Annotated in this window: 21 protein-coding genes, 3 pseudogenes and 2 other annotated features; of the genes and pseudogenes, 13 read left to right on the top strand and 11 right to left on the bottom strand. The window is 38.0% G+C overall.

From position 1 onward, the window contains the following. The first annotated feature begins 139 nt into the window (after positions 1-139). The 7 genes from Q9Q86_RS16750 to Q9Q86_RS16720 all read left to right on the top strand — a co-directional run bounded on the left by Q9Q86_RS16750 (position 140) and on the right by Q9Q86_RS16720 (position 6637). Positions 140-823, top strand: coding sequence for an MBL fold metallo-hydrolase (locus Q9Q86_RS16750; RefSeq protein ID WP_016165176.1), 684 nt, complete (start codon positions 140-142; stop codon positions 821-823). Between the two features lie 12 nt (positions 824-835). Further along, positions 836-2500: a bifunctional protein tyrosine phosphatase family protein/NAD(P)/FAD-dependent oxidoreductase gene (locus Q9Q86_RS16745; protein WP_016165177.1), complete on the top strand. Its 1665-nt coding sequence runs from the start codon at positions 836-838 to the stop codon at positions 2498-2500. 103 nt (positions 2501-2603) lie between these two features. After that, on the top strand, positions 2604-3386 hold the full coding sequence (locus Q9Q86_RS16740; protein WP_016165178.1) for a sulfite exporter TauE/SafE family protein: 783 nt from the start codon (positions 2604-2606) through the stop codon (positions 3384-3386). Between the two features lie 13 nt (positions 3387-3399). Then, the gene (locus Q9Q86_RS16735) at positions 3400-4833 is read left to right on the top strand and encodes a cytochrome ubiquinol oxidase subunit I (RefSeq protein WP_016165179.1); all 1434 of its coding nucleotides are present in this window, start codon (positions 3400-3402) and stop codon (positions 4831-4833) included. Then, entirely contained in the window at positions 4830-5831 is a 1002-nt protein-coding gene (gene cydB / locus Q9Q86_RS16730) for a cytochrome d ubiquinol oxidase subunit II (protein WP_016165180.1), read from the top strand. The genes Q9Q86_RS16735 and cydB overlap by 4 nt, the downstream gene beginning before the upstream one ends. Before the next feature lie 12 nt (positions 5832-5843). After that, the gene (locus Q9Q86_RS16725) at positions 5844-5951 is read left to right on the top strand and encodes a hypothetical protein (RefSeq protein ID WP_016165181.1); all 108 of its coding nucleotides are present in this window, start codon (positions 5844-5846) and stop codon (positions 5949-5951) included. 62 nt (positions 5952-6013) lie between these two features. Then, entirely contained in the window at positions 6014-6637 is a 624-nt protein-coding gene (locus tag Q9Q86_RS16720; RefSeq protein ID WP_016165182.1) for a class I SAM-dependent methyltransferase, read from the top strand. Here the strand turns inward: Q9Q86_RS16720 and Q9Q86_RS16715 are convergent. Next, entirely contained in the window at positions 6634-8004 is a 1371-nt protein-coding gene (locus tag Q9Q86_RS16715; RefSeq protein ID WP_016165183.1) for an ATP-binding protein, read from the bottom strand. The genes Q9Q86_RS16720 and Q9Q86_RS16715 overlap by 4 nt on opposite strands. Further along, entirely contained in the window at positions 8001-8672 is a 672-nt protein-coding gene (locus Q9Q86_RS16710; protein WP_016165184.1) for a response regulator transcription factor, read from the bottom strand. Before Q9Q86_RS16710 ends, Q9Q86_RS16715 begins: the two co-directional genes overlap by 4 nt. A gap of 109 nt (positions 8673-8781) precedes the next feature. On the opposite strand from Q9Q86_RS16710, the gene dsbD reads away from it, so the two are divergent. The 3 genes from dsbD to dsbG are packed head-to-tail and all read left to right on the top strand — an operon-like array spanning position 8782 to position 12260. Further along, positions 8782-10668 (top strand): protein-disulfide reductase DsbD, encoded by a 1887-nt coding sequence (dsbD, locus tag Q9Q86_RS16705; protein WP_016165185.1) that lies wholly within the window; start codon positions 8782-8784, stop codon positions 10666-10668. Next, complete coding sequence (locus tag Q9Q86_RS16700; RefSeq protein WP_023013329.1) at positions 10665-11501, top strand: TlpA disulfide reductase family protein; 837 nt, start codon at positions 10665-10667, stop codon at positions 11499-11501. The genes dsbD and Q9Q86_RS16700 overlap by 4 nt, the downstream gene beginning before the upstream one ends. Before the next feature lie 12 nt (positions 11502-11513). Beyond that, positions 11514-12260 carry a thiol:disulfide interchange protein DsbG gene (gene dsbG, locus Q9Q86_RS16695; RefSeq protein ID WP_016165187.1) on the top strand — a complete coding sequence of 249 codons (747 nt, stop codon included), beginning with the start codon at positions 11514-11516 and terminating at the stop codon, positions 12258-12260. Between the two features lie 116 nt (positions 12261-12376). On the opposite strand, the pseudogene Q9Q86_RS16690 reads toward dsbG, so the two are convergent. The 7 genes and pseudogenes from Q9Q86_RS16690 to Q9Q86_RS16660 all read right to left on the bottom strand — a co-directional run. After that, positions 12377-13219, bottom strand: a pseudogene (locus Q9Q86_RS16690) (hypothetical protein); the annotation flags it as partial. A gap of 37 nt (positions 13220-13256) precedes the next feature. After that, positions 13257-14476, bottom strand: a protein-coding gene (locus Q9Q86_RS16685; protein WP_100833221.1) for an IS3 family transposase whose coding sequence is annotated in 2 segments (ribosomal slippage) — positions 13257-14200 and positions 14200-14476 — 1221 coding nt in all. Because the reading frame shifts where the segments join, the coding sequence is not laid out codon by codon here. Next, positions 14085-14201: a sequence feature (AL1L pseudoknot), on the bottom strand. It overlaps the preceding gene by 117 nt. A gap of 52 nt (positions 14477-14528) precedes the next feature. Continuing rightward, a pseudogene (locus Q9Q86_RS16680) lies at positions 14529-14936 on the bottom strand (hypothetical protein); the annotation flags it as partial. 42 nt (positions 14937-14978) lie between these two features. After that, a protein-coding gene (locus tag Q9Q86_RS16675) for an IS3-like element ISAba21 family transposase (protein WP_089024808.1) occupies positions 14979-16144 on the bottom strand; the annotation gives its coding sequence in 2 pieces (ribosomal slippage) (positions 14979-15886 and positions 15886-16144; 1167 coding nt in all). Between the two features lie 53 nt (positions 16145-16197). After that, on the bottom strand, positions 16198-17694 hold the full coding sequence (locus tag Q9Q86_RS16670; protein WP_227540311.1) for an alkaline phosphatase: 1497 nt from the start codon (positions 17692-17694) through the stop codon (positions 16198-16200). Between the two features lie 148 nt (positions 17695-17842). Continuing rightward, positions 17843-18742 carry a ParB/RepB/Spo0J family partition protein gene (locus Q9Q86_RS16665; protein ID WP_016165153.1) on the bottom strand — a complete coding sequence of 300 codons (900 nt, stop codon included), beginning with the start codon at positions 18740-18742 and terminating at the stop codon, positions 17843-17845. Between the two features lie 18 nt (positions 18743-18760). Further along, on the bottom strand, positions 18761-19537 hold the full coding sequence (locus Q9Q86_RS16660; RefSeq protein WP_000104830.1) for a ParA family protein: 777 nt from the start codon (positions 19535-19537) through the stop codon (positions 18761-18763). Between the two features lie 913 nt (positions 19538-20450). On the opposite strand from Q9Q86_RS16660, the gene Q9Q86_RS16655 reads away from it, so the two are divergent. Continuing rightward, complete coding sequence (locus tag Q9Q86_RS16655) at positions 20451-21623, top strand: replication initiation protein (protein WP_000064928.1); 1173 nt, start codon at positions 20451-20453, stop codon at positions 21621-21623. A gap of 238 nt (positions 21624-21861) precedes the next feature. Here the strand turns inward: Q9Q86_RS16655 and Q9Q86_RS16650 are convergent, their stop codons facing one another. Further along, on the bottom strand, positions 21862-22359 hold the full coding sequence (locus Q9Q86_RS16650; RefSeq protein ID WP_004726987.1) for a hypothetical protein: 498 nt from the start codon (positions 22357-22359) through the stop codon (positions 21862-21864). 387 nt (positions 22360-22746) lie between these two features. After that, a pseudogene (locus Q9Q86_RS16645) lies at positions 22747-23225 on the bottom strand (transposase); the annotation flags it as partial. Further along, positions 22834-22950 (bottom strand) — a sequence feature (AL1L pseudoknot). Its footprint overlaps the pseudogene before it by 117 nt. 694 nt (positions 23226-23919) lie before the next feature. Here Q9Q86_RS16645 and Q9Q86_RS16640 point away from each other — a divergent pair. Then, on the top strand, positions 23920-24150 hold the full coding sequence (locus tag Q9Q86_RS16640; RefSeq protein WP_000401521.1) for an antitoxin: 231 nt from the start codon (positions 23920-23922) through the stop codon (positions 24148-24150). Beyond that, positions 24147-24542, top strand: coding sequence for a type II toxin-antitoxin system VapC family toxin (locus tag Q9Q86_RS16635; protein ID WP_000639719.1), 396 nt, complete (start codon positions 24147-24149; stop codon positions 24540-24542). Before Q9Q86_RS16640 ends, Q9Q86_RS16635 begins: the two co-directional genes overlap by 4 nt. The last annotated feature ends 37 nt before the right edge of the window (positions 24543-24579 follow it).

Genomic DNA, 24579 nt, shown 5'->3' with positions numbered 1-24579 from the left:
AAAATAAGTTGTTTGAAATACCAAAATAAATAAAACGAATATATTTAATTGATTTTACTGTATATAAAATTAAAAGATAAAATTGGCATTGTATTTGCAAAATTAGAATATAAGTTGATTTGATTCGAGAAAAATACCTATGATATTTCATCAATTCTTTGAACAGGAAAGTTCGACCTATACCTATTTACTCGCCTGTGAGGATACACAGCAAGCGATATTGATTGACCCTGTGGCTTCCGAGATTGGGCATTATGCCAAGCTCTTGGCAGCAAAGAACTTAACTCTGGCATATAGCTTAGATACCCATGTTCATGCTGACCATGTGACGGCTGCCAATCAGTTAAGGGAAAAATTCGGTTGTAAAACGGTGTTGCATCGCAATTCTGGTGTGGCGTGTGGTGATATTTTTATCACTGATAAAAGTGCAATTCGGATTGGCGATATTTTAGTTGAAGCCCGTTATACCCCTGGGCATACCAATGCCTGTACCAGTTATGTGGTCGAGGGTATGGTATTTACAGGTGATGCTTTACTGATAGATGGCTGTGGTCGTACTGATTTTCAGGAGGGTAATGCTGCAACCTTATATGACAGTATTCATCAACAAATTTTTTCTTTGCCCGATGAAACTATTGTTTACCCAGGCCATGATTACAAAGGCAGACTGTCTTCAACAGTTGGACAGGAACGTTTACATAATGCACGTTTGGGCAATGGACGAAGCAAACAGGAGTTTATCGACATTATGCAGAATCTGAATTTACCTTATCCAAAGAAAATTGATATTGCTTTACCTGCCAATAAAGCCTGTGGCAAATAAGGAGATCATGTCATGCAACTTAAACAGGTCAATACTGAGTTTCTAGTTTCGGAACAGATTACCGCACAGGATATGACAACGCTTGCAGAACAAGGCATAAAAACCATTATATGTAATCGTCCTGATGGTGAGGGGGCAGACCAGCCCAATATCATCGAAATTCAACAGGCTGCAACACAACATGGCATAACCGTTGAATATTTGCCTGTCACCAGTGGTCAGGTTACGGATGAGCAGGCACAGGCATTTAGAATGATGTATCAAAATGCCGAAAAACCGTTATTGGCATTTTGCCGCACAGGTACACGCTCAATTACGCTCTGGGCATTATCACAAGGACGTGAGCAGAATCTTGAACAGACTTTACTCACTGCAAAAACGTTGGGTTATGATTTACAGGGTATTGTTCCTCGTGTGTTAAAACAGGCAAATCCACAAAGTAGTACCAAATATACGGTGGTGATTGTCGGTGCAGGAGCAGCAGGAATTTCCGTTGCTGCAAGCCTATTATCACGTCAGGCTGATTTGGATATTGCCATCATTGACCCTGCCGATATTCATTATTATCAACCTGGTTGGACGATGGTGGGCGGTGGTATTTTTCCACCAGCAAAAACTGCCCGTCAGATGCGTGATTTAATTCCGCAAAAAGTCAAATGGATTCAGCAAGCTGTTGCTGCTTTTGACCCAGAAAATAAACAGGTCATTTTAGAGGGCTGTAAACCACTAAGTTACGAAGCTCTGGTCATTTGTCCAGGTCTAAAACTGAATTGGCATGGCATAGAGGGGCTGGTAGAAACACTCGGAAAAAATGGAGTGACTTCCAATTACCGTTATGACCTTGCTCCTTATACATGGCAGCTTGTACAGAATTTAAAAAAAGGCAAAGCAGTATTTACCCAGCCACCAATGCCAATTAAATGTGCTGGTGCACCACAAAAAGCCATGTACTTATCAGCAGATCACTGGAAAAAACAGGGGTTGCTGAAAGATATTCAGATAGATTTTTTTAATACAGGTGCGGTGTTATTTGGTGTGGCGGCTTATGTGCCTGCATTGATGGAATATGTTGAACAATACGGTATCAATTTAAATTTTAATCATCAGCTCATCAAGGTCGATGGTCAGCAAAAACGAGCTTGGTTTCAGGTTGTGGTAGGTGAGAGTAAGTCAATCATCGCAACGGATTTTGATATGTTGCATGTTGTACCCCCACAGCAAGCCCCCGATTTTATTCGTGCCAGTTCTTTAGTAGATGCAGCAGGTTGGCTTGATGTCAATCAACATACCTTACAACATGCCAATCCAAAATATCCTAATATTTTTGCTTTGGGTGATGTGATGAATGCTCCCAATGCCAAAACTGCCGCAGCTGCACGTAAACAGGCTCCAATCGTTGCAGTTAATGTCCTGCAATATCTTAAAGGCAGTGAACAATTTGCTCATTATGATGGTTATGGTTCATGCCCACTCACTGTAGAACGGGGCAAAATTGTACTGGCTGAGTTTGGCTATGGCGGCAAGCTGCTACCAAGTTTTCCAAAATGGTTCTTAGATGGTGAACAACCCTCTCGTATGGCATGGCTACTCAAAGAGCAGATTCTACCACCTATATATTGGGATGGTATGCTCAAAGGGCATGAATGGCTAGTTAAACCGAAGCTCACAAGAAAATAAATTAAATTATATATCAAATACCTATCTTTTTATAGGAGATGGGTTTAGGGCTTTTTTGACTTTAAAAAATGATTCGATATGAGATAAAAGGCGGGTTCAAGATATGTTTTTACTCATTATTGAGGGTTTAGTTATTGGTTGCTTGCTTGGCTTGACAGGAGCTGGTGGTGGCATTTTGGCGGTACCTGCATTGATGGCAAGTCAAGGCTGGACAGTGGCTCAAGCGGCACCTGTTGGTTTATTAGCAATTACCTTGTCTGCTTTTATTGGAACTGTTCAAGGCTTATTCAACAAGATTGTCCGTTATCGTGCAGCCATCTGGATTGCTTTAATCAGTATTCCATCGGCACGCTATGGTGTACACCTGTCTCATATTGTTGAACCACTCTGGCTAACACTGGCTTTCGCAGTGGTGATGCTGATTGTTGCTTATCGTATTTTCTTTAATAAAGTCAATGATTTTGAAAACCCACCTTGCAAGGTTAGCCCATCCACAGGACGTTTTATCTGGAATGTTAAAACTGCCTCAATACTGGGAGGACTCGGTGTAATAGCAGGTTTACTCACAGGTTTGTTGGGGGTTGGTGGTGGTTTTGTGATTGTGCCTGCACTACGCAAAATCACCAATCTGGACATGTACAGCATCGTTGCTACCTCATTGATGATTATTTTTTTAATCGGTGGTTTAAGTATCTCGATTCATGTGCTGGATGGGTTTCAGTACCCTCTTGAAGTCACACTTAGTTTTGTTTTGGCATGTATTGCTGGCATGTTAATAGGACGACGTATCATCACCCTGATTCCAGTTAAAACGGTACAAAAAATATTTGCAACGACTGTCACCGTTGTTGCTGCTTATTTAATTTTTTCCGCATTATCTGCTTGAGTAAGGAGGTCTTATGAATTTAGGGCTGACAGCTTTGGAACTGGCAAGAATACAGTTTGCTTTCACAGTTTCATTCCATATTATTTTTCCTGCTATTTCGATTGGTCTGGCAAGTTTTTTGGCGGTACTGGAATGGAAATGGTTGCGTACCCAAAACCCGATTTATCAGGATTTGTTTAAATTCTGGATAAAAATCTTTGCCTTGTCTTTTGGGATGGGCGTGGTGTCTGGTGTGGTGATGAGTTATCAATTTGGTACGAATTGGAGCGAATTTTCCTATTTTGCAGGCAGTATTACAGGACCTTTACTTTCCTATGAAGTATTGAGTGCATTTTTCCTTGAAGCTGGTTTCTTGGGGATTATGCTGTTTGGCTGGGGGCGTGTTAGTCCTCGCATGCACTTTTTTGCCACGTTAATGGTCGCAATTGGCACCTGTATTTCCATGTTCTGGATTCTATCCTCTAATAGCTGGATGCAGACGCCACAAGGCTTTAGCATTGAGAATGGCATTATTGTGCCACATGACTGGTTTGCAATTGTCTTTAATCCATCATTCCCATATCGCTTGGCACATATGGGTATTGCTGCATTTCTTGTGGCAGCATTATTGGTCACAGGTACAGCAGCATGGCACTTATTGAAAGGTCGTCGTGATGAACTGGTTAAAAAATCCTTTTCCATGGGATTGTGGCTGATTCTGATTTTAGCCCCGTTACAGGTGTTTATTGGTGATGCCCACGGTTTAAATACCTTAAAACATCAGCCTGCCAAAGTTGCAGCCATGGAGGGACATTGGGAAACTAATCATGAGGAAGGGATGCCACTTTATTTATTTGGACTGCCTGACATGCAGGAAGAACGTACCAAATATGCCATCGCTATTCCCAATTTAGGTAGTTTAATTCTGACTCATTCAATGGATGGAACTGTCACTGGATTAAAAGACTTTGCCCCTGAAGATCGTCCAAACTCAACCATTGTATTTTGGAGTTTCCGTATTATGGTGGGGCTTGGCATGTTAATGCTGCTGATGGCATTCGCCAGTGTCTGGCTTAGAAAAACAGGCAAACTCTATGAGCAAAAATGGTTTCATGGTTTTGCACTTATTATGACACCCTCTGGTTTTATTGCCTTACTGGCAGGTTGGTTTACCACCGAAGTTGGACGGCAGCCATGGATTGTCTATGGCATTATGCGAACCAAAGATGCGCTTTCTCCTGTATCAGCCGAGCAGGTGGGTTTAACCCTGATTATCTTTGTGGTGGTCTACTGCATTGTGTTTGGTGTGGGTATTTATTACATGCTCAAACTAATGCATAAGGGACCAAAGTTTATTCATAGTCAGGCAAGTGAAATAGGCGGTGTGGGACATTTTAAAACCCCGATGCGCCCACTCAGTGCCATCAATGAATCTCTTGATGAACAGGATAAAGGAGCATCATCATGATTGATTTATCTTTAATCTGGGTTGCCATTATTGGTTTGGGTGTACTGGTCTATGTGGTACTTGATGGATTTGATTTAGGTATTGGGATTCTCTTTCCTTTTGTCAAAGACCAACAGGAACGGGATGTGATGATGAATACTGTTGCCCCCGTCTGGGATGGTAATGAAACATGGATGGTACTCGGTGGGGCAGGATTATTTGCAGCTTTTCCCATGGTCTATTCAGCCGTCTTATCTGCACTGTATTTACCAATTATCCTCATGGTGATTGCCCTGATTTTTCGTGGGGTTGCCTTTGAGTTTCGTTTTAAGGCAAATCGTACCAAACATTTATGGGATAAGGCATTTATTGGTGGGTCGATACTTTCCAGTTTTTTACAGGGTGTGATTTTAGGTGCATATATTCAGGGCATCAAAATTATAGATGGTCGTTATGCTGGTGGTGGACTCGACTGGCTCACGCCATTTTCTTTATTTACAGGTGTGGGCGTGGTGGTGGGGTATGCTGCTTTGGGCTGTGGCTGGTTGATTTTAAAAACTGAATCTCAGTTGCAACAGCAACTTTATCAACTGATGCCTAAACTGGTGGTAGCATTATTGGTGATTTTTGCTGGGGTCAGTATCTACACGCCACTGGCACATCCTGTAATTGCTGAACGCTGGTTTAGCTTACCGCAACTGTTTTATTTTAGCCCTGTACCAATACTGGTTTTATTATTGAGTTTTCTGGTGATTCGTGCCTGTAAACAACGACATGAGTTTGCACCCTTGATGTATATGTTTGGTCTTGTCTTTTTAGCCTATACAGGTTTCCTGATTAGTCTGTTCCCCTACATTATTCCACCCTCAGTGACTATCTGGGATGCCGCAGCACCGTATCAAAGCCAGCTATTTTCGTTGATTGGTGCGTTAATTCTTATCCCAATTATCATTACCTATACTGCGATGTCCTATTGGGTATTTCGGGATAAAGTTAAAGTCGGTGATGGTTATCACTAAAGGAGTAAAGCCATGAAACTTTCTCAAACCCAATGGTTTATTGTGCTGTGGCTGGGTGGTTTTTTAAGTTTACTTATGATTGCAGGCTTTTTTAGGCTGTTACTTAAGTTGGCCTATTAAATAGTAAATTGCCAGAATAATAAGGTGCTGTCGATTTTATTTAGGAGTGATGGAGGTTTAAAGTGGAAAACAATTATTGGGAAAAGGTTTACCAATCCAAACAGGTAGATAAGGTAAGCTGGTATCAGCAGCAAGATTTAAAAAGACTAGCTCTAATTCAACATCATGTTGTTGATTTAAAATCAAATTTAATAGATGTGGGTAGTGGTGCATCATTACTTATCGACCAACTGATTGAAATAGGGTATAAAAATTTATATCTTCTGGATTTATCTGAAACAGCTTTAAATACAACTAAATATAGACTTAAGGAGAAAGAGCTGGATGCAGGTCATGTACAGTGGCAGGTTGCGGATATTTGTATAGCTCAGTTACCAACACAATTTTTTGATTTATGGCATGACCGTGCAGTATTTCATTTTATGGTGACAGAAACTCAACAACAGCAATATATAGATGTAATGCGTCATGCACTAAAGCCTAATGGTATGGTGATGATTTCTACCTTTGCTGAAGATGGTCCGACCCAATGTAGCGGTTTACCTGTAGAGCGTTATAGTGTGAATAAACTGGCGATGACATTGGGGCAAGATTTTCAGCTTATTCAGCATGATACTGAAATTCATTTAACGCCTTGGGGAACGGAACAAAAATTCCTAAATACTTTATGGCGTTTTCAAGGCTAATCAGAAATTGAAGAATAAATCCTGATTTTTAATCCTTGTGGTTGATTGTGCAAAAACTGCATTGAAAACCCATGTTTTTCCAGTAGTAATTTGACTAAAGATAATCCCAAACCATGCCCAGCATTTTGCGAAGATTTACGCCAGAATCGCTGTGTCAGTAAACCGAGTTCAGCATTGGTCAAACCATGACCTGTATCCGCAACCATTAAATCCCCCTTATCCATATATATTTGAATCGGGGTTATCGATTGTGCATGTAAGTAAGCATTCTCAATCAGGTTTTTAAGTACAATCGTTAAAGTAGCGTGAGGTAGATTGATTAAAGATAAACTTTCCCAGTCAATATTAAGATGTTTGGATATATCAGGATATTTTTGTTCAAGTTCAGCAATGACGTGTTGTAGGGTTTGGGCAATGTCTGTGGATTCGATTGAAGCATGTTGCGGTTGTATTTCAGTTTTGCTGAGTAATAATAGTTGTTCCAGTAACTGCTCATAACGCTGGATACTTGCTTCTGCCTGTTTGAGATTGAAGTCAATTTTACCTTGTGTTGGTTCAGTCTGGCTCAGCATAAGCTGGCTCAGTTGAACATGAGTCTTAATTGCGGTAAGTGGACCACGTAACTCATGGGCTGCAAAGGCACTAAAACTTTTTTCATTTTCCAGACTTTGATGCAGGTCATGGATAAGTTCCAGTAAACCATCAACAAAGGGTTGAATTTCTTTAGGGATATTCTGGGTTTTTAATTCCAGTAAATAGGTGGCCGCATCAGATAAATGCTGTTTCTTATGGCTTAGGTGTTGTGCAATCTGGTCTAAAGGTTGAAACTCAACCCGAATAATCCATAAAATTAAAAAAATACATAAAATCAATGTAATGATTAAAGGGATCAATACTGATTGTAAAATCTGTTTGAGCAAGGAATAACGTAATTGCAACCTTTCCGCAGCAACCACCTGTATCTGTCCTTTCTGCAAGACATAACTACGCCATTCCACTCCATTTTCTGACCAGGTACTCAGCCCTATTTTTCGTGTACTTAAACTTTCAGGTGAACCTTGTGTTTTGGCAATCACCTGATGGTTGGCTGAAATATTAGAACTGAATAATGAAACCTGACAGGCAATCAGATTTGGAGTGCCATGGTCTTGTTGTGTCGCATTCACTGTATTGGCAATCTCGTCTACAGGGAGCTGCTGAATTAAACGGGCGACCATATGAGCAGAAGCAGAAAGGCGTTCATCCAGTGTGTTTTGCAGGCGTTTTTCCAGTTCAAAATAAAGCCAGCAGAATACCAGTGACCACAAGATAACAAAGACCACCAGAATAGTGGAAACCAGTCGCCATTTTAAACTATAACTTTTCATGTGCTTTGCTCTGGCACTTTGAACATATAGCCCACACCCCGAACCGTCTGAATCATATCAGGATGAAGCTTTTGCCTGAGGTGATGGATATGCACATTCAATGCATTGCTTTCAATACTGTCCTGATAACCATAAATTTTATCAATCAATTGCTCTGTTTTTAACACTTGATTGGGATAAAGTATAAAGGCTTCCAGCAAACTATATTCCCGTCTGGATAATGTGAGGAGTTGTCCTTGATAATGCGCCTGTTGCGTGTCCTGATGAATCTCTAATTCACCAATATGCAGCACATTTGAGGAGTAACCACGATTTCGTCTTGCCAAAGCATGGACTCTGGCAATCAGTTCCTTTAAGTCAAAGGGCTTGGCCAGATAATCATCTGCCCCGATATTTAAGGCATCTACACATTGCTGGGTTTGATTACGTGCTGTAAGCACCAGAACAGGTACATGAATTTGATCTTTACGCCATGTATTTAACAAATCAAGACCATCCTGATCAGGCAAACCCAAATCCAGTAAACATAAATCAACCGCACTGTTGCGAATAAAATAATCCGCAGCTTTAGCAGTATCGACATGCTCAACTGAAACATTCAGGTAATCTAGTGCAGCAAGAATACTCTGGGCAATATAGGGATCATCTTCAACAAGTACGACAAACATGGTATTTCCTCATCTAGCCCACCTATTTTACAAACAAAAACAGCCCTTAATGTTCTGTTAATTTAGCGTCCCTGATAATGCTCTGAATGTTAAGTTTAGATAAGCTCGTATGTTGATTAAACCATTTATAGCGATTGTATTGGGCATAGCCACAACATCGATATATGCAAATCAGGATTTTTTGCCACCAGAACAGGCATTTAAATTTCAGGCAAGTTCTCTATCTGAAAAAACAGCCGAGTTAAAATGGGATATTGCCCCTCATTATTATTTATATCATGACCAGTTCAAGGTGAGTCTAGATCAGCAGAATCTGTCTTTAAACTTACCCAAAGGGCAGGAAAAGGATGATCCAACTTTTGGTGTAACCAATGTGCACTACAATCAGGTGCTGACCCAACTGGATGTAAAACCAAACAGCCAATATACAGTGAGTTGGCAGGGTTGCTCGGAAGATGGCCTATGTTATCCCGTACAACGTACCACAATCACGACTGATGCAGCAGGACTGCTTCCACAACAAAATTCAGAAACAAAGTTCTCTAATCTTGCAGCTTTAGTCACTCAGGAAAATACATCAAAAGTAGAAACAGAATCTGAAGAGCAAACTGTTCAGGAAAAATCGAATCCTGAAACTTCTTCGACCTTACAGGAGGATGAATCAGCCGTACCTCTTCATGATAAGGTACAAGAGCAGGCTGAAACTCAGCCACAAACAACATCATTGAGTGATGACTGGAACAATGATCAATTCTTTTTAAACCTTTTATCCAATCAAAGTGTCGTTTTTAACATTATCCTATTTTTAGGACTGGGTATTCTGCTTGCCTTTTTACCTTGCTCATTACCTTTGATTCCTATTCTTTCAGGCATTTTGGTGCAGCGTAATAAAGGCTATAAAGCTGCCATCATCGCATTGACCTTTGTACTGAGTATGGCATTGGTCTATGGACTTATGGGTATTGTGGTTTCACAAATTGGTTATGGTATTCAACGCTGGTTTCAAAATCCTGTATTCATTGGCTTATTTGCCCTGATGTTTATTGTATTTGCGTTGAACTTATTTGGTTTATATCAACTGTCCTTACCACAGGGTTTATTACAACGTTTAGACCAGATACAGCAACGCCAAAAAGGTGGAACACTGCTGGGTGCTGGCATCATGGGAGCAGTTTCGGCTTTGATTGTTGGTCCCTGTATGAGTGCACCATTGGCAGGGGCTTTGCTCTATGTCTCTCATCTTGAACATAGTTTACTTGGTGGATTCTACCTGTTCTTACTGGGTCTTGGGATTGGGATACCTTTATTTATCGCCAGTGTCTTTGGAGCTAAATATCTACCCAAACCTGGTTTATGGATGGATCGATTAAAGTTTAGTTTTGGCTTTATCATGCTGGCAATGGCGATATATTTTGCTCGTCCTTTATTGCCTTTAACTTTTTACTATGCAGGACTTGCCTTAATTCTGATTACAATGGCGGGATATTTACTGGGTATTTTACGCCATATTGTCCATATCCCTTATAAAGCTGCCATTCTGGTTTTGATCTGTGGCTGTGCTGTGAGTGGAATTTGGCATATCAATCAAGCGATTGCAAATGTCAAGACCACAGAAAGTGAGTCACTTCAATCGTGGATCATTGTTAAAAATCAACAGGAACTGAATCAGGCGTTAGCTGCACATGCTAAAGACCCTATTGTCATTGACGTCTATGCTGACTGGTGTGTTGCTTGTCAGCCTATCGAAAGAGATGTTTTACCAAGAACTGATGTTCAGGATGCATTGAAAAATGTGACTCGTATTAAACTGGATTTAACCCAGTATGAAGCTTCGCAAGACATCATTTTAAAACAGTGGCAGATTCTTGGTCCACCAACGGTATTGTTTCTTGCACCTAACCAGAAAGAGCAGCGTGATCTTCGTCTTACAGGAACTTATACCGCAGTACAACTAATTCAGAATATTCAAAAATTAAATAGGGAGAATCAACCTTGATTTCTTCCCAAGCATTGCATCTCGGTGTTTTTATACTCCCGTGGTCACTATTGATTTTACTGTCTGGATTTGTTGGCGTATGGTTCATTGGGAAATATTTTAAGCAACGTCATCAATGGAGTGATTCAACCTGGAAGTGCTATAAGGATTCCTTATGGACTGCACTATGGATTGGCTTATTTGCCGCAAGACTTGTATTTGTGCTGATTCATGCTGATTTATATTTGGCTCATCCAATAGATATTCTTAAGGTTCAGGATAAAGGATTTAACCTTTATGCAGGCATCATTGCGGGTAGTGGCTGGTTTATCTGGAAAAATCGCTTATTAAAATTGCCTGCATTGGTAAGCAGTTTTCTATTGTTTATCACAATACAGTTTGTGGGAATCAATTTACTCAATCATTGGAATGCACAGCAACACTATCCAGATTTAGCATTTAACGATCCCAAACAGCAACCACAATCCCTGACTCAATTTATTGGTAAACCTACTGTCGTGAATTTATGGGCGAGTTGGTGTCCGCCTTGCCATCGTGAAATGCCTGTGTTGTATCAGGCACAGCAAGATTATCCAAATGTTCAATTTGTCATGCTTAACCAAGGTGAAACACCTGAAGCGATTGTGTCCTATCTACATCGTTATCAATTGAATTTTAACAATGTCTTGTTTGATCCTCATGGGGAAATGCCTCAACACATGAATATGTATGGCTTACCCAGTACCTTATTTTTTAATGCACAAGGACAACTTGTGGAACGTCATCTTGGTGAATTAAGCCAAGCCATGCTCAAGCAATACCTGCGAAAAATTACTTATCCATCAAATCAATAGAGGTGTAACCTGATGAACGCTCATTTAAAGTTAATGTCTGGCTTAATATTATCCCTGAGTGCCGCTCAGACATTTGCTGCTGTACCCACAATTAAGCAGCAACTGGAAAAAGAGGGCTTTAGCTTTGTAAAACAGATAGAAGCCCCCGCACAAATGACGGGTTGGGCAGGACATATGCAACAAAATCCTGCAACAGTCTTTATCTCCAATGACCAGAAATATTACATCATTGGTGACTTACATAATGCCAAAGGCGATAACCTGACTGTTGATGCCCTAAATAAGCATGTTAAACAATCCGTATTGGATGATGTCTGGAAAAGTTTGGGTAAATCCGCTTATATTCAGGACGGCAATGTTAATGCACCCCGTATTGTCTATGTATTCTCAGATCCAAACTGTCCATACTGTCATATGTTTTGGGAAAAAGCCCGTCCTTATGTAAAATCAGGAAAAGTCCAGTTACGTCATATTCAAGTGGCAGTGATTCGTCCAGAAAGTAGAGGACAGGCAGCAACATTACTTGCTGCTGCAAATCCAGCAAAGGTTTTTGAAGAATTTAATGCGACCAAAGGGAAGCAGAAGATAAAAGAAATGAAACCAATCCCAGCGAACATTGCCCAAAAAATTGAAAGTAATGAAGAAATGATGACCAAGTATGGTTTTTATGCTACACCTGCAATGATCTGGAAAAATAGTAAGGGGCAAATGGAAACTGCTTCTGGCGTACCAAAAGATTTGAAAGGAATTTTTCAATGATATATTTGAAAGATATGAGCCAAAATTAAATTTGGCTCATATCTAAGTTCTATATGACAAGAATCCTGTTTATACCTGATAATATTTTATAATCTACTTATAACTAATAAGTTAAATTATTTGCTTAATGCCTTAAAAAGATTCTTGAATTTATTTTTCCATTCATCAGGAGTTGCCCAAGAATGTTTGAGAGAAATAATTTGTTTAGTAAAATGTTCGCAATGGGCCATCCATTTTTTAATCCCTTTTGCACTTTCAAGTTCTATACATATTTTACTTATCTGTTCTCCAGTTAATCTGTAAGGAGTAATGATAAGGAAAGCGCAGAAAGCTTCATGGTTTCTATTTTTATGTATATCAATTAAATAGTAGTGATCAATTCTATCTTTGAGTTCTAGTTTTAGAAATAATAGTTGTCTTCCAAGCTTATCATCAATCCAAGACGGGTGATTAGGATTAGGAACAAGTTCTTTGATTTGCAATAGGTTGAAGCCTTCTATTCCCTCACCAAACTCATTAATAGCATAGACTTTTTGCAATGGAGAATCTTTCTCTAACGCTAATGCTTGAAGTGATTCAATAATATACGGAATGTCAAAACGTTCATCCCTTGTAGGCGGTTTATCTGTAGTTTCTGACTTTTTGATATTTGTTTTTTCATTTCCATGCGGTTCATCGGATGATGTCTCAACATCTTCGGATTTATCTGTATATGGTCGAATATAGGAATCAACTTCTACTGGATCGGTAGTAGGTTCATTAAATGAATACTTCAATATACCATTGGTGTTTCCTGATTCTACATCAGACCTTTTTCGGTATTCACCATTTACTTTTGATGGCGGTTTTTGGGTATTGATATGTTCATTCTTATTTTTGCTTTTTTCCCGAGGAATTGGGTTCTTTTCATCGTCTTTGGGGATAGTGTTAATGTGGTCTTGATTTACATCAATGGTATGAACCGTACCGGGTTTGTCGGAGACTTTTTTATTTAAGTTAGGCCACCTGACCTAACGGGTTAATCTTATCATAGTACATTGCTTCAAACTCAAAAGGTGATACATAACCCAGTGCACTGTGTACACGCTCTTTATTGAACCAATCTACCCAGTTTAGTGTCGCAAGTTGTACATCCGCTAAACCTTGCCAATCCGCTTTTAAATATTCAATCACCTCTGTTTTGTATAAGCCATTCACCGTTTCAGCCAAAGCATTATCGTATGAATCACCGGTCGTACCGACTGATGCTCGTAAATTTGCTGCTTCTAAACGATTGGTATAACGAATGGAAAGATATTGCACGCCTCTGTCACTATGATGAATCACGTTCTTTGGCATGCCTCGATCATGCAATGCTTGCTCCAGTGCATCGAGCACCATATCTGTATTCATACGTGTTGATACTTTCCATCCAACAATTGCTCGCGAGAACACATCAATAATAAAGGCGGTATAGACCCAGCCTGAATGAGTTTGAATATACGTGAAGTCAGCGACCCACAGCTGGTCAGGATGATCTGCATTAAAATTGCGTTTTACTAAGTCATCTGCTCGTTTTTGATCATCTCGGCTACGGGTGGTTTGTTTATTCTTACCACGCCAAACACCTTGTATACCTAGCTTCTGCATCAATCGAGCAACTGTACAACGTGCGATAACATAACCTTCACGTTTCAATTGTTGCCAGACCTTACGCACACCATATCGACCTAAACTTTCTTTCCAAATACGTTTGATTTGCTCTGCATGATGTAAATCATGCAGAGCACGTTTCGCTCGATGTTCTGGGTTATCAACGAGATCTAAAGCCCGATAATAGGTCGAAGCTGCAATCGGTAAAATTCTACAAATCGCTTCAACACCATATCGATCTTTATTGTTCTGGATAAAATCCACCATTATTTGTGTGGGCGGTCGAGCTCCGCCTGGGCGAAAAAAGCGGCTGCTTTACGTAGAATTTCGTTAGCACGTTGCAGTTCTTTATTTTCACGTTCGAGTTGTTTAATACGTTCTTGATCTGAAAGTTGCTGTACTTTAATTGGGTTTTGTTTATCTAAATATTTTTGATACCAAACACGTAGAGTTTCAGGAGTACAACCTATCTTGGGAGCAATAGCGGTGATTGCAGCCCAAGTAGAAGGATAATCTTTTTCAGATTCAATCAATAATTGAACCGCTCTATCTCTGATTTCAGGGGTGTATTTTACTTTTTTCATCGGGACATTCTCTCAAGAAAAGTGGTCTCCGACAAACCCGGTACGGTTCAGTATGGTCATCAATCGGGTCAACTTTTTTGAATCGAGTGATAAAGAACCGTGTTTTATTATCATCTAACCAAAGTCCTTCTACCTCAACTGATAGCTTTGTTGGATGGGGAGGAAATACAATTGGATATCTTTTACCATACTGGAGAGGATCAAAATCAGTAATTTCCATACTGTGTTGAAGTCGTTCAACTATGTTTTGAACGTGTTCATTTAAAGCGAGATTTGCAAGAAAGATGATGGCGATTTCACCTAGATCTTCATAAGGTTTTCTAATCCTGATTCTGTATTCAGTTTGATCTTCTACGGATTCAGTTGTATAAGATTCAAGATAACGATTAATAATATTTTGAATTAGTGAGGATAATATCATTCCTCTAATATCTTTACGGTTCACAAATAAACTATGAAGTGATATGTGCTGAATTAGCAGGAGACTTTCACTTGGGATATGCTAGGCAGCTAACCGATAAAAGTTCTCTGCTATTTGATTTGGCGTTTTAAAATCCAAACTCTTTTGAATTCTTCGCTGATTATAAAATAACACAATGTATTTTGTAATATCTGCTTTAGCTTCATCTCTGGTTTTATAGTTGCAATGATGCACTAATTCATTCTTGAGTATGCCCCAGAAACTTTCAATCGGTGCATTATCGTAACAGTCCCCACGTTTGCTCATTGAACCTTGAAAATCACATTTTTCCAGTATCTTTCGATATTCATGGCTGCAATATTGGCTGCCTCTGTCCGAATGAACAATTAAGCCTTTCGTTGGTTTTTGATTACGAATCGCCATAGTCAGTGCATTGCAAACAAGTTGTGCGGTCATACGCTCATTTAAGCTATAGCCAACCACTTGTTTCGTGTACAGGTCTTTTACTGCTGCCAAGTATAACCAACCTTCAGCAGTCCAAATGTATGTAATATCGCTTGACCATGCAAGATTGGGCTTAGTCATTGAAAACTGTTGCTCTAGTAAATTTGCGTAGATCGCTCGATTATGATCACTCTTCGTAGTTCTTTTGAAACGCTTATGACGCTTACAATACAGCTGGTTGAGCTTTTTTATTTGACGTACAGCATACGTACTGATTTTGATACCTTGCGCTTGTAAATGCTTAGTTAATCGAATATAGCCATAGCTTTGTTTAGTTTCCTCATGAGCTATTTTGACCAAAATTGTCTGTTGATTTCGCTGAACCAATCTTTTATTCATGCCTCGTTTTAGCCAATCATAAAATCGTGACACTGAAACGTGAAGTAATCTAGCCATAAAGCTAATCGGGAATAAATATCTTTGCTGTTTCATATAGGCGTACCTTACTGACTTTCTTTCGCAAAGTACGCTGCTGCCTTTTTTAGAAATTCACGTTCCATTTCAGCTGTTTTGAGCTGTTGTTTGAGCTTTTTATTTTCTTCGAGTAAGGCATTTAGATCAGGTGAATATTGTTTAGTGCCTGCTAAGGTGCCAGTCTTTGCTTTATTATTCCAATTTGAAAGAGTTTGCATTGAAATGCCAAGTTGTCTGGCTGTTTCCGATACATTGCCTTGATTGGCTTCAATCAATTTTATTGCTTCAACTTTAAATTCTGCGGTGTAAGTCTTCTGTTTCTTGCTCATGGTAAACTCCTGATGAGTGTCTATAGTTTACCAAGTTAAAACCTCCTGTTTTCTCAGCACACATCAGTTTCTTTATCTTTAAAACCTGTCTGAATCACGGCTTCTTGCTGGAAATCATCCGCAGCAGCTCCCGTACACCAACCAGTTTCACTCAAAGGATAAGTAAAACTATATTTCTCACCTTGTTTAGGTTGTGGACCCTGTACTGGATGACAGATATCACTGTCTTTCAAATTGATTACTAGGTCATCCATCCGATTTTGTGTCGGACGCTTTTTGCCCGTACCAAAACCAATAATCGGATAAGGTTGTCCATGAATATCTTTGGCAAAACCCGCACGATCATAGTTTTTAACCAAACCTAGTACACTGGTTTCCTGACCTTGTACATATTTTCCAGTACGCTTGGCATAGCCATTTAAAATTAGAGTGTGATCATGATCTGCAGTTATCACAATCAAGGTATTTTTTAATTCAGGGTCACTTTGTCGAAGTTTTTTAATGGTTGCATCCAAAGCCTCGTTTAGGGCAATTGTATCCTGTAATGCACGCTTAGCATTGGTGTCATGTAAAGCATGGTCTATACGTCCCCCTTCAACCATCAGGAAAAAACCATTTTTATTTTGGGTTAGAATGTCCAAAGCGGCCAACGTCATTTGCTTTAAGCTAGGTTCAGGCAAGTTTTTTTTGGTTCGATCTAAGTCATAATTTAAATGGCTAGTATTAAACAAACCCAATAATTTTTCATTCTTTCCTAACTTCATCTGGGAGAGTTGAGTTTGATCATAGACCACTCGATAGCCTGCTTGTTGCATTTCTGCGATCAAATTCCGTTGGTCTATCCGTTCTCCCCCTTGATCTTTCGGCAGAAATTGACGCTTACCCCCGCCTAGAATCACATCAACCCCATCTTTTAATTTGACGTTATAACGCTGATAGGTATCACCTTGCGAACTTGGTACTAATTGGGATGCTATGTCATTTTCAGCATCACGATGACAAATATGGGCATAAGTCGATGCTGGTGTAGCATGCGTAATGCGAGTTGTCGTGACTACACCTGTACCCCAACCTTGTGCCTTGGCCAATTCGAGTAAAGTTTGGGTGTCTTGCTTATTCTGGTTCTGAGGATTGGTTCCACATTGATGGTTTCCAGCCTGATCTGGTTCTACTGCAATTGTTCCAGTCTGCATGGATATCACTTCATTTTTCATTTTTACACCTGTCATATAAGCACCCATCGATGGTGCGCTATCTGTAACCTGTGCATCTTCTGAGAAAGTACGAACAAATGCTGACTCTGGAAGTTGATCTATCGGCAGTTGCCCGTCTTCACCAACAGCATAGATTCGTGCAGCTGTTAGTGTCGTGATACCCATTCCATCTCCCAAGAAAAAAACCACACGTTGAGGCTGTTTTGATGGTTGTACTGAAGTAGAAGTTGATTGAACTAAAGCAGGACTTTGACAGCCCATCAAAATAACTGTGCCCAAACTACAGCATGCCAAACTTATTAATTTTTTATTAAATTTTTTCTTATGCCAAAGCATTGCATCGACTCATCTTAGGATGGTCGAAAAATACGCTTTAAATATTCAATTTAAATGACAAATTTATGAAAATATTATTATGACTACTTATATAAATTTTCCTAATTGCAAAAAATAGTGTAGCAAGTTGCTACACTATTTTTTTACTTTATTTTTCTAACATTCTTTTTAGGAAAGCTTCTAATTCTTGTAAATTTTGATCATCAAATTGTCCGATTTTTAAAGATATCTTTAATGTATTATGGTCAAATTTGATATTACCAGCAACTTTCCCATCATATTCAATTTTATGTACAATTGAAGTTTGAATTACTTCTTTCGTTTCTCTTGACTTAAAGATTTTTTCAGCTAGTGATGCCAGTTTTGTCTGTTCAACTTCTTTTTTAAGCAATTTTGACCATGCTTCGAATAATGCTTCTTTAGCATTTTCATGGTTTTCTTCATGATCTGATAGAAACTTTTTCACTGCTGTAGCAGCGGTCCGTGCTAATAATGACGGCTGTTTTTCCAAATCTTCAATCAACTCTCCAGGTAATTTTTCAAAAGATAAATATTTATACATATCTTCACGATTCATACCTAATGACTTTGCTAACTTCTGCTTATTTTTTTTTAATTTTTCATCCAAAGAAGTTAATCCAACATATATTTCATAATCTGTCAGATCTTCTCGCTTTAAATTTTCAGCTAATGTTAATAAAGCAACTTCTTCATCCGATGCATCAATAATGATTACTTCAATGGTGTTCTTATTGAGAAATTGGTGGGCTTTCAATCGTCTTTCACCAGCAATCAACTCATATTTATCATTTATTCTACGAACTGCAATTGGTTGTAATAGCCCAATTTCCTCAATTGATGCTGCTAAATCTTCAATATCTTGTTGATTAAAGAGTTTTCGAGGCTGGTTAGGGCTAGCCTGAATATCTGTAATTTGTACATTACGTCTTAGCTCTTTGACATCGTTAATATGCTCCTTTTGGGCATGTTGATGCTTTTGAGTATTTTGCTGAAGACGTTTAGCCAATAGCTCTTTATTACTTACCATAGTATTTCCAGAATTATATTATCCGACACGCTGAACAATTTCTTGTGCTAAAGTTTCAAAAGCTTTTCGAACTTTTGAGTTTTTATCAACAGATAATAAAGGTTGTTGCAAAATTGCAGCTTGATTAACCTTAGTGCTCATTGGAATTGTGGTATGCAATAATTCTCCAACTTGATTAAATGCTTCATCTTTTATTAATTTACATACATTCTGACGCTCATCATGTTTAATTAATAAAGCACCTAAGAGTTCTAATTCAGGGTTAACTCTTCTAATTTTACTTAAATGATTAATTAAATCAGTAACACCATAGAGACCGTATTGTGAACCAGATTCAATTGGAACAATAACATGTGTCGAAGCGGCTAAAGCATTGCTGGTTAGTAATTTTAAGCTAGGAGGGCAATCAATAAGAATGTAGTCATATAATCCTTCTAGAATTTCCAATTTATTTGAAAGTTCCTCGGATGGTCTTGGTGCATCATCTTTCAATTGATCTTCAGTTTTACCAAGAGTTAATGAGCCATATATTAAGGAAACATTTTTAAATTTTGTTTCTTCTTCTAATGCTTCCGATAATAGACTTATATCACCAATAAGTAATTCAGCTGATGTAGTTTCAACTTCGCTAGGATGTCTTAATCCTATATGTAAACTTGCATTTGCTTGTGGATCCAGATCAATTACTAAGACCTTATTTCCTAATTCAGCAAGTTCTGAAGCAAGATGTACTACAGTAGTTGTTTTCCCGCAACCACCTTTATGATTAGCTACAGCAATGATTTTAGTTGACATATTTGTCTTAAGGAATTTACTTTGATTTCATTTAATATAAAGATATTTGTAGCAACTTGCTACAGTTCCTTTGTCATATTTTTATCTTTTGAATTCAAAAGATGTGGGAAAAACATTTCTTAACTTTTTTTAAAAATATAGCTAGCTAATTTTAATTAGTATTAATTAATATTAATTAGTTAATTATAATTAGACTGATTTTATTTGTTTAAAAACAAATATATAGAGTTTTTAAAGTGGAAGGCCTGTCATTGATAAGTGGAAGGCCTGTCATTGATAAGTGGAAGATCTGTCACCGATAAGTGGAAGGTTTGTCACTAATAAGTGGAAGGTCTGTCACCGATAAGTGGAAGGTTTGTCACTATGGTGGAAGACTTGTCCTTGTGATTTATTTTAACGTGGATTTTTTAATTTAAAACAATATAATTCAATTGCTTATGATGTTGATAAGTTTGTTTTTCTTAAAATAAAGGTGGAAGACTTGTCATTAGATGTTTTTTATTCTGTGGATAAACTATTTGTATAAAATTTAATTGATAACATGATGTTTGATAGTCAAGAATACCGGAATGGTGGAAGGTTTGTCACTTTAATAGTGGAATATGTGTTAAGTAATTCCACTTTAGTGGTGTTGTAGGCTATTCCTACTTTCAAATTGATTACTTTAGCGACACGGATGAATTCTCAAAGGTGGAAGAATTGTCACTTAAAAGTGTTTAGTTTTATAGATATTCCACCATAAGGCTGAATAGTATCAAAATTGCACTTTAATAGTGACACTTCTTCCACTCTTAAGATGTTTGATGGGCATAAACTGAGTTAATTTAATGTAAGCAAGAGAAAATAGTGAGCGGTTTGCATCTTCTTCCACTTTTGTGTATAACATGTAGAAAATATTTTAATCTTTCCACTTATGAGCAATCACAACGAACCAGAAGAATTAGAACATCTACCTTATTGTATTGGTAATATTCGACATAATGGAGTAGTCAGCACTAGTAACCGTCTGATTAGACCAATTGAATTATCATCTAATGAGTATAAAGCTCTACTTTATGCAATGGCTGTTGCGAATTATGGTGAGAAGAATAATCAAGATCGTGAAATTACAGAGCAAACTTATATTTATTTGCATAAAGATGATTTAGGCGAACTATTAGGATTAGATAAAAAGAATTCCATTAATGTTGCTATTGATCGTATTTATAAAGAATTATCATCACGAGTAGCTCATTTTGTAATTGAAGAGCCCGTGGATGATAATAAGCGTAAAGTTAAAAAAGTACACTCAGTAGTACCAATTATTCGTGAACTCCGTTGGGAAGATGACGCTAAAAATGCTTTGCAGATACGTTTCACCAGTGAAGTACTTCCATATTTTACTCGTTTAGCAAATGGAAATTTTACGACCTATCAATTGAAAGATTTATTTGCTTTGGACTCTGTAACTAGTATGAGTTTGTATTCATACTTTATCAAAAATGAATTTAAGTATGCTAATCAAGATTCTTATGAGGTTGAACTTTCACTTGAGAATATCAAAGCATTAATTGATATTGGGGAGAAAAAATACGATCGTTGGGTTGATTTTAGACGATACGTTTTAGACAAAATTATTGAAGAAATTAATGAAAGGACTAGTCTTCAATTAGAATACGATACCATCAAGAAAGGTCGACCTATTGTCGGAGTTCGATTTAAAATTCTTAATAGGCATGCCACTGAAGTTGTTGTATCTAATACTAATGATAAGACTCAAATCTATTTAGATGTCAATTTTGATGATAATGCGCTTGTTAAAGAATTAGGTGCGAAGTTCGATATGACTGTAAGGTCTTGGTACATCTATGCAAACGATCCAAATTATAAACAATTTAGTAAGTGGTTTAAGACAGAAGGGTGCTTAACTGAATCTCAAGCAAATGTGATAGTGAATGATATTATGTTCCAAATGGATTTTGCTGTAGCTGGCAGTTCAATGAGTGAATTTAAGAAAGAAATGAAATATAAATTAAAAAATAATCCAAATTTTGTAAAAGAAAATAGAAAACGATTGAATGAAATATTTGGAAAAGACGTTATATGACTGTGTAGCAACTTGCTACACTTTTCACTATAAGGTGTGAAATAAGCTTGATATCAGTTTACGTCATATTTTGATAGCTATTTAATAGACCTATGAACTCATAATCCGTTGGTCGACAGTTCAATTCTGTCTGGGCCCACCATATAAAACAACCACTTACGCGTACAAATCGTAAGTGGTTTTTTTGTTTTTAGATTCTGGTAAGCAGATAAAATCAACTTAAACAAACAGTTTCTTTCTATAGTTCTACTAGGTTTTGATCTGTGCTTGGAATGAAGTCTTGAAGTTTGGGGTGAACACGGAAATCTGCTTCAGCTTTTGTAGATATCTCTTTAACTTCACTAGACCAGTTTTCCTTTCTGTATTCTCGCCAATTTAATTTAATTTTGAGTGGACGACTATATCCTTTTAATTCCATAAGGAAGATCTGATCACATAATTCATCAAATAAAAAGACATGTGAACGATGGAAGTGAGGATTTCTTTTTAGTAATAACTCTAATGAATTTATGAGAAGTGAACAGCAATCATTAGAAAGAGCAGTACTATTAATTGTTACTCCCCAGTGATGCAATAAATACAATGTACATAGGCTGTCGAGTGAGCCATAGCTTGCTATATGTTCTAAGCAACTCTTATCAAAATCTTTAATACGTCGATTGGATGAAATGAACTCTACGATATAGTGAGGTAGAGTAGTTAATTCTAATAATATAAGACATGCAAAAAAAATCATTTGAAGTTCTGATCAAACTCAGAGCACTTTTGATATTAGATTTACCAGACTTTATTCGAGGTTTTATCTTGAATCTTAAAAACAAGCTGGATGCTTACATCAAAAGAACTCTTAACACGGGGGCGAAATCGAATAAAGCCGTTGATGAATTTGAGGTCCTAAAATGGTTATGTATAAGCAATATTCAAAAGATACTGCCTTTAGAATGTTATGGAAATACAGTTTGCAACAGGGTGTCATGAGATAAGGAAGATTTATGATGTGGAATTGAATACGAGGAGAGTTCTATACATTGTTAATGGTACTGGAACGTTATCCTAAAGTTTGGATATTACCTTGTATCTTTTTTCTATTTTGTATAGCTGTTATGGCATGGCTTAATAGTCACTCCTCAGCATGATGCAAGTCATGTAAATCTCGCTTTGCTCGATGTTCTGGATTTTCGCAGAGATCTAGAGTCCGGTAATAGGTTGAAGCTGCGATCGGTAAAATCCTACAAATCGCATCAACACCATATAAGTCTTTATTGTTATGGATGAAATCCACCATTATTTGTGTGGGCGGTCGAGCTCCGCCTGGGCGAAAAAAGCGGCTGCTTTACGTAGAATTTCATTGGCACGCTTTAATTCTTTAATTTCACGTTCCATTTGCTTCATTTTTTCTTGATCAGATATCTGTTGTACTTTAATAGGATTTTGCTGATCTAAATGCTTTTGATGCCAGGCACGAAGTGTTTCAGGAGTACAACCAATCTTAGGCGCAATTGCTGTGATTGCAGCCCAAGTAGAAGGATAATCTTTTTCAGATTCAATCAATAATTGAACCGCTCTTTCTCTGATTTCAGGGGTATATTTTAATTTTGTCATCGGGATAGTCTCTCAGAATATTGACTCTCCGACAAACCCGGTACGGTTCATAAAGCTCAGAAAGCTGTTATTGAACAAAGAAATTTAAATCCTGTGCTTGACTCTTGTGGTTAAAAACAGGACATTTTAAATGGTTTATCGCATAGACATTTTAATTGGTGAATAACAGTGTTTTTAATATTACTTTAAGATCAGTATCTTATCGTTATTCATACCCTCTGGAACGTTCTCGTTCAACCGACTTGGAAACAAGTCGGTTTCTTTTTAAGCAAAACTGTAACTTTTAGCCAATAAAATTGATCAAAAAACATTCGTTTTTGCATTTTTTCCTGATTTCTCAAGGGTCACAGTTCATAAATAATCCCCAATTTCTGCGGACAACTCTTGGGATAAAATAGGCCAACTTTGTAAGCTAAAACTTACATGAATTTAAGATTTTTGAGGATTGGTAATCCAAAGCATTAGCCCTATGATGAATACATAAGAGAACTGGATGTTTCCAGAAAACAAGAATAAGAAAATAGCGCAAGGAATGGGCAGCACGAGATCAGTAAGACGAGCACCCCGATATGAAAAAGCCCGACAGGATGTCGGGCTTTTTTATTGCCTTATGATTTTAATTTCACTTTGACTTTACAAGATTTAATGTTAAGATATGTATCAATGATATATATCTTGGTTTCGGGAGGTAATTATGGAAATTGCGAAAGTATTTCAAACTGGTCGCAGTCAGGCTGTTCGCTTGCCTAAAGCCTTTCGCTTTAATGGCACGGAAGTGGCCATCAAAAGCTTCGGTCGTGGTGTATTACTCATGCCCATCGACAATCCTTGGGATGTCATGTTAGAAGCAATAAATGAGTTTGAGGTTGGATTCCAATTGGAGCGAGCTGATCAAGGCGAACAGCTCCGTGAGGAGTTCAGATGATTTACCTCTTAGACACAAATATTTGTATCTATGTCATCAATAATAAGCCTCAACAAGTTTTTGAGCGCTTTAAGCAATATCAACTCGGCCAGCTTGCGATTTCGAGTATCACGGCATCTGAGCTGGCTTTTGGTGTAGAGAAGTCTGGATCTGAACGCAATAAACAGGCGTTAAACAAGTTTTTGTCACCTTTAGAGATTCTTCCTTACGATGAACAGGCGATTTGGCATTACGCCAAATTACGCCAGAATCTTCAATCTACAGGTAAACCGATTGGCAGCTTAGATATGCTGATCGCTGCTCATGCTTTGGCATTGGATGTTGTATTAGTTACGAACAATACAAAAGAATTTGAACGAATTGATGGTCTGAAGCTAGAGAATTGGGTCTAATCGCTATATCTAGCCCGCCCTATGCAGGGCTAGAATT

Origin of the sequence: Acinetobacter sp. A22 (genome assembly GCF_030913345.1) — a bacterium.
In the GTDB taxonomy this organism is placed as follows: Bacteria; Pseudomonadota; Gammaproteobacteria; order Pseudomonadales; family Moraxellaceae; genus Acinetobacter; species Acinetobacter junii.
Note: the sequence above shows the minus strand (reverse complement) of the source record. Positions and strands in the feature narration are given on the sequence as shown.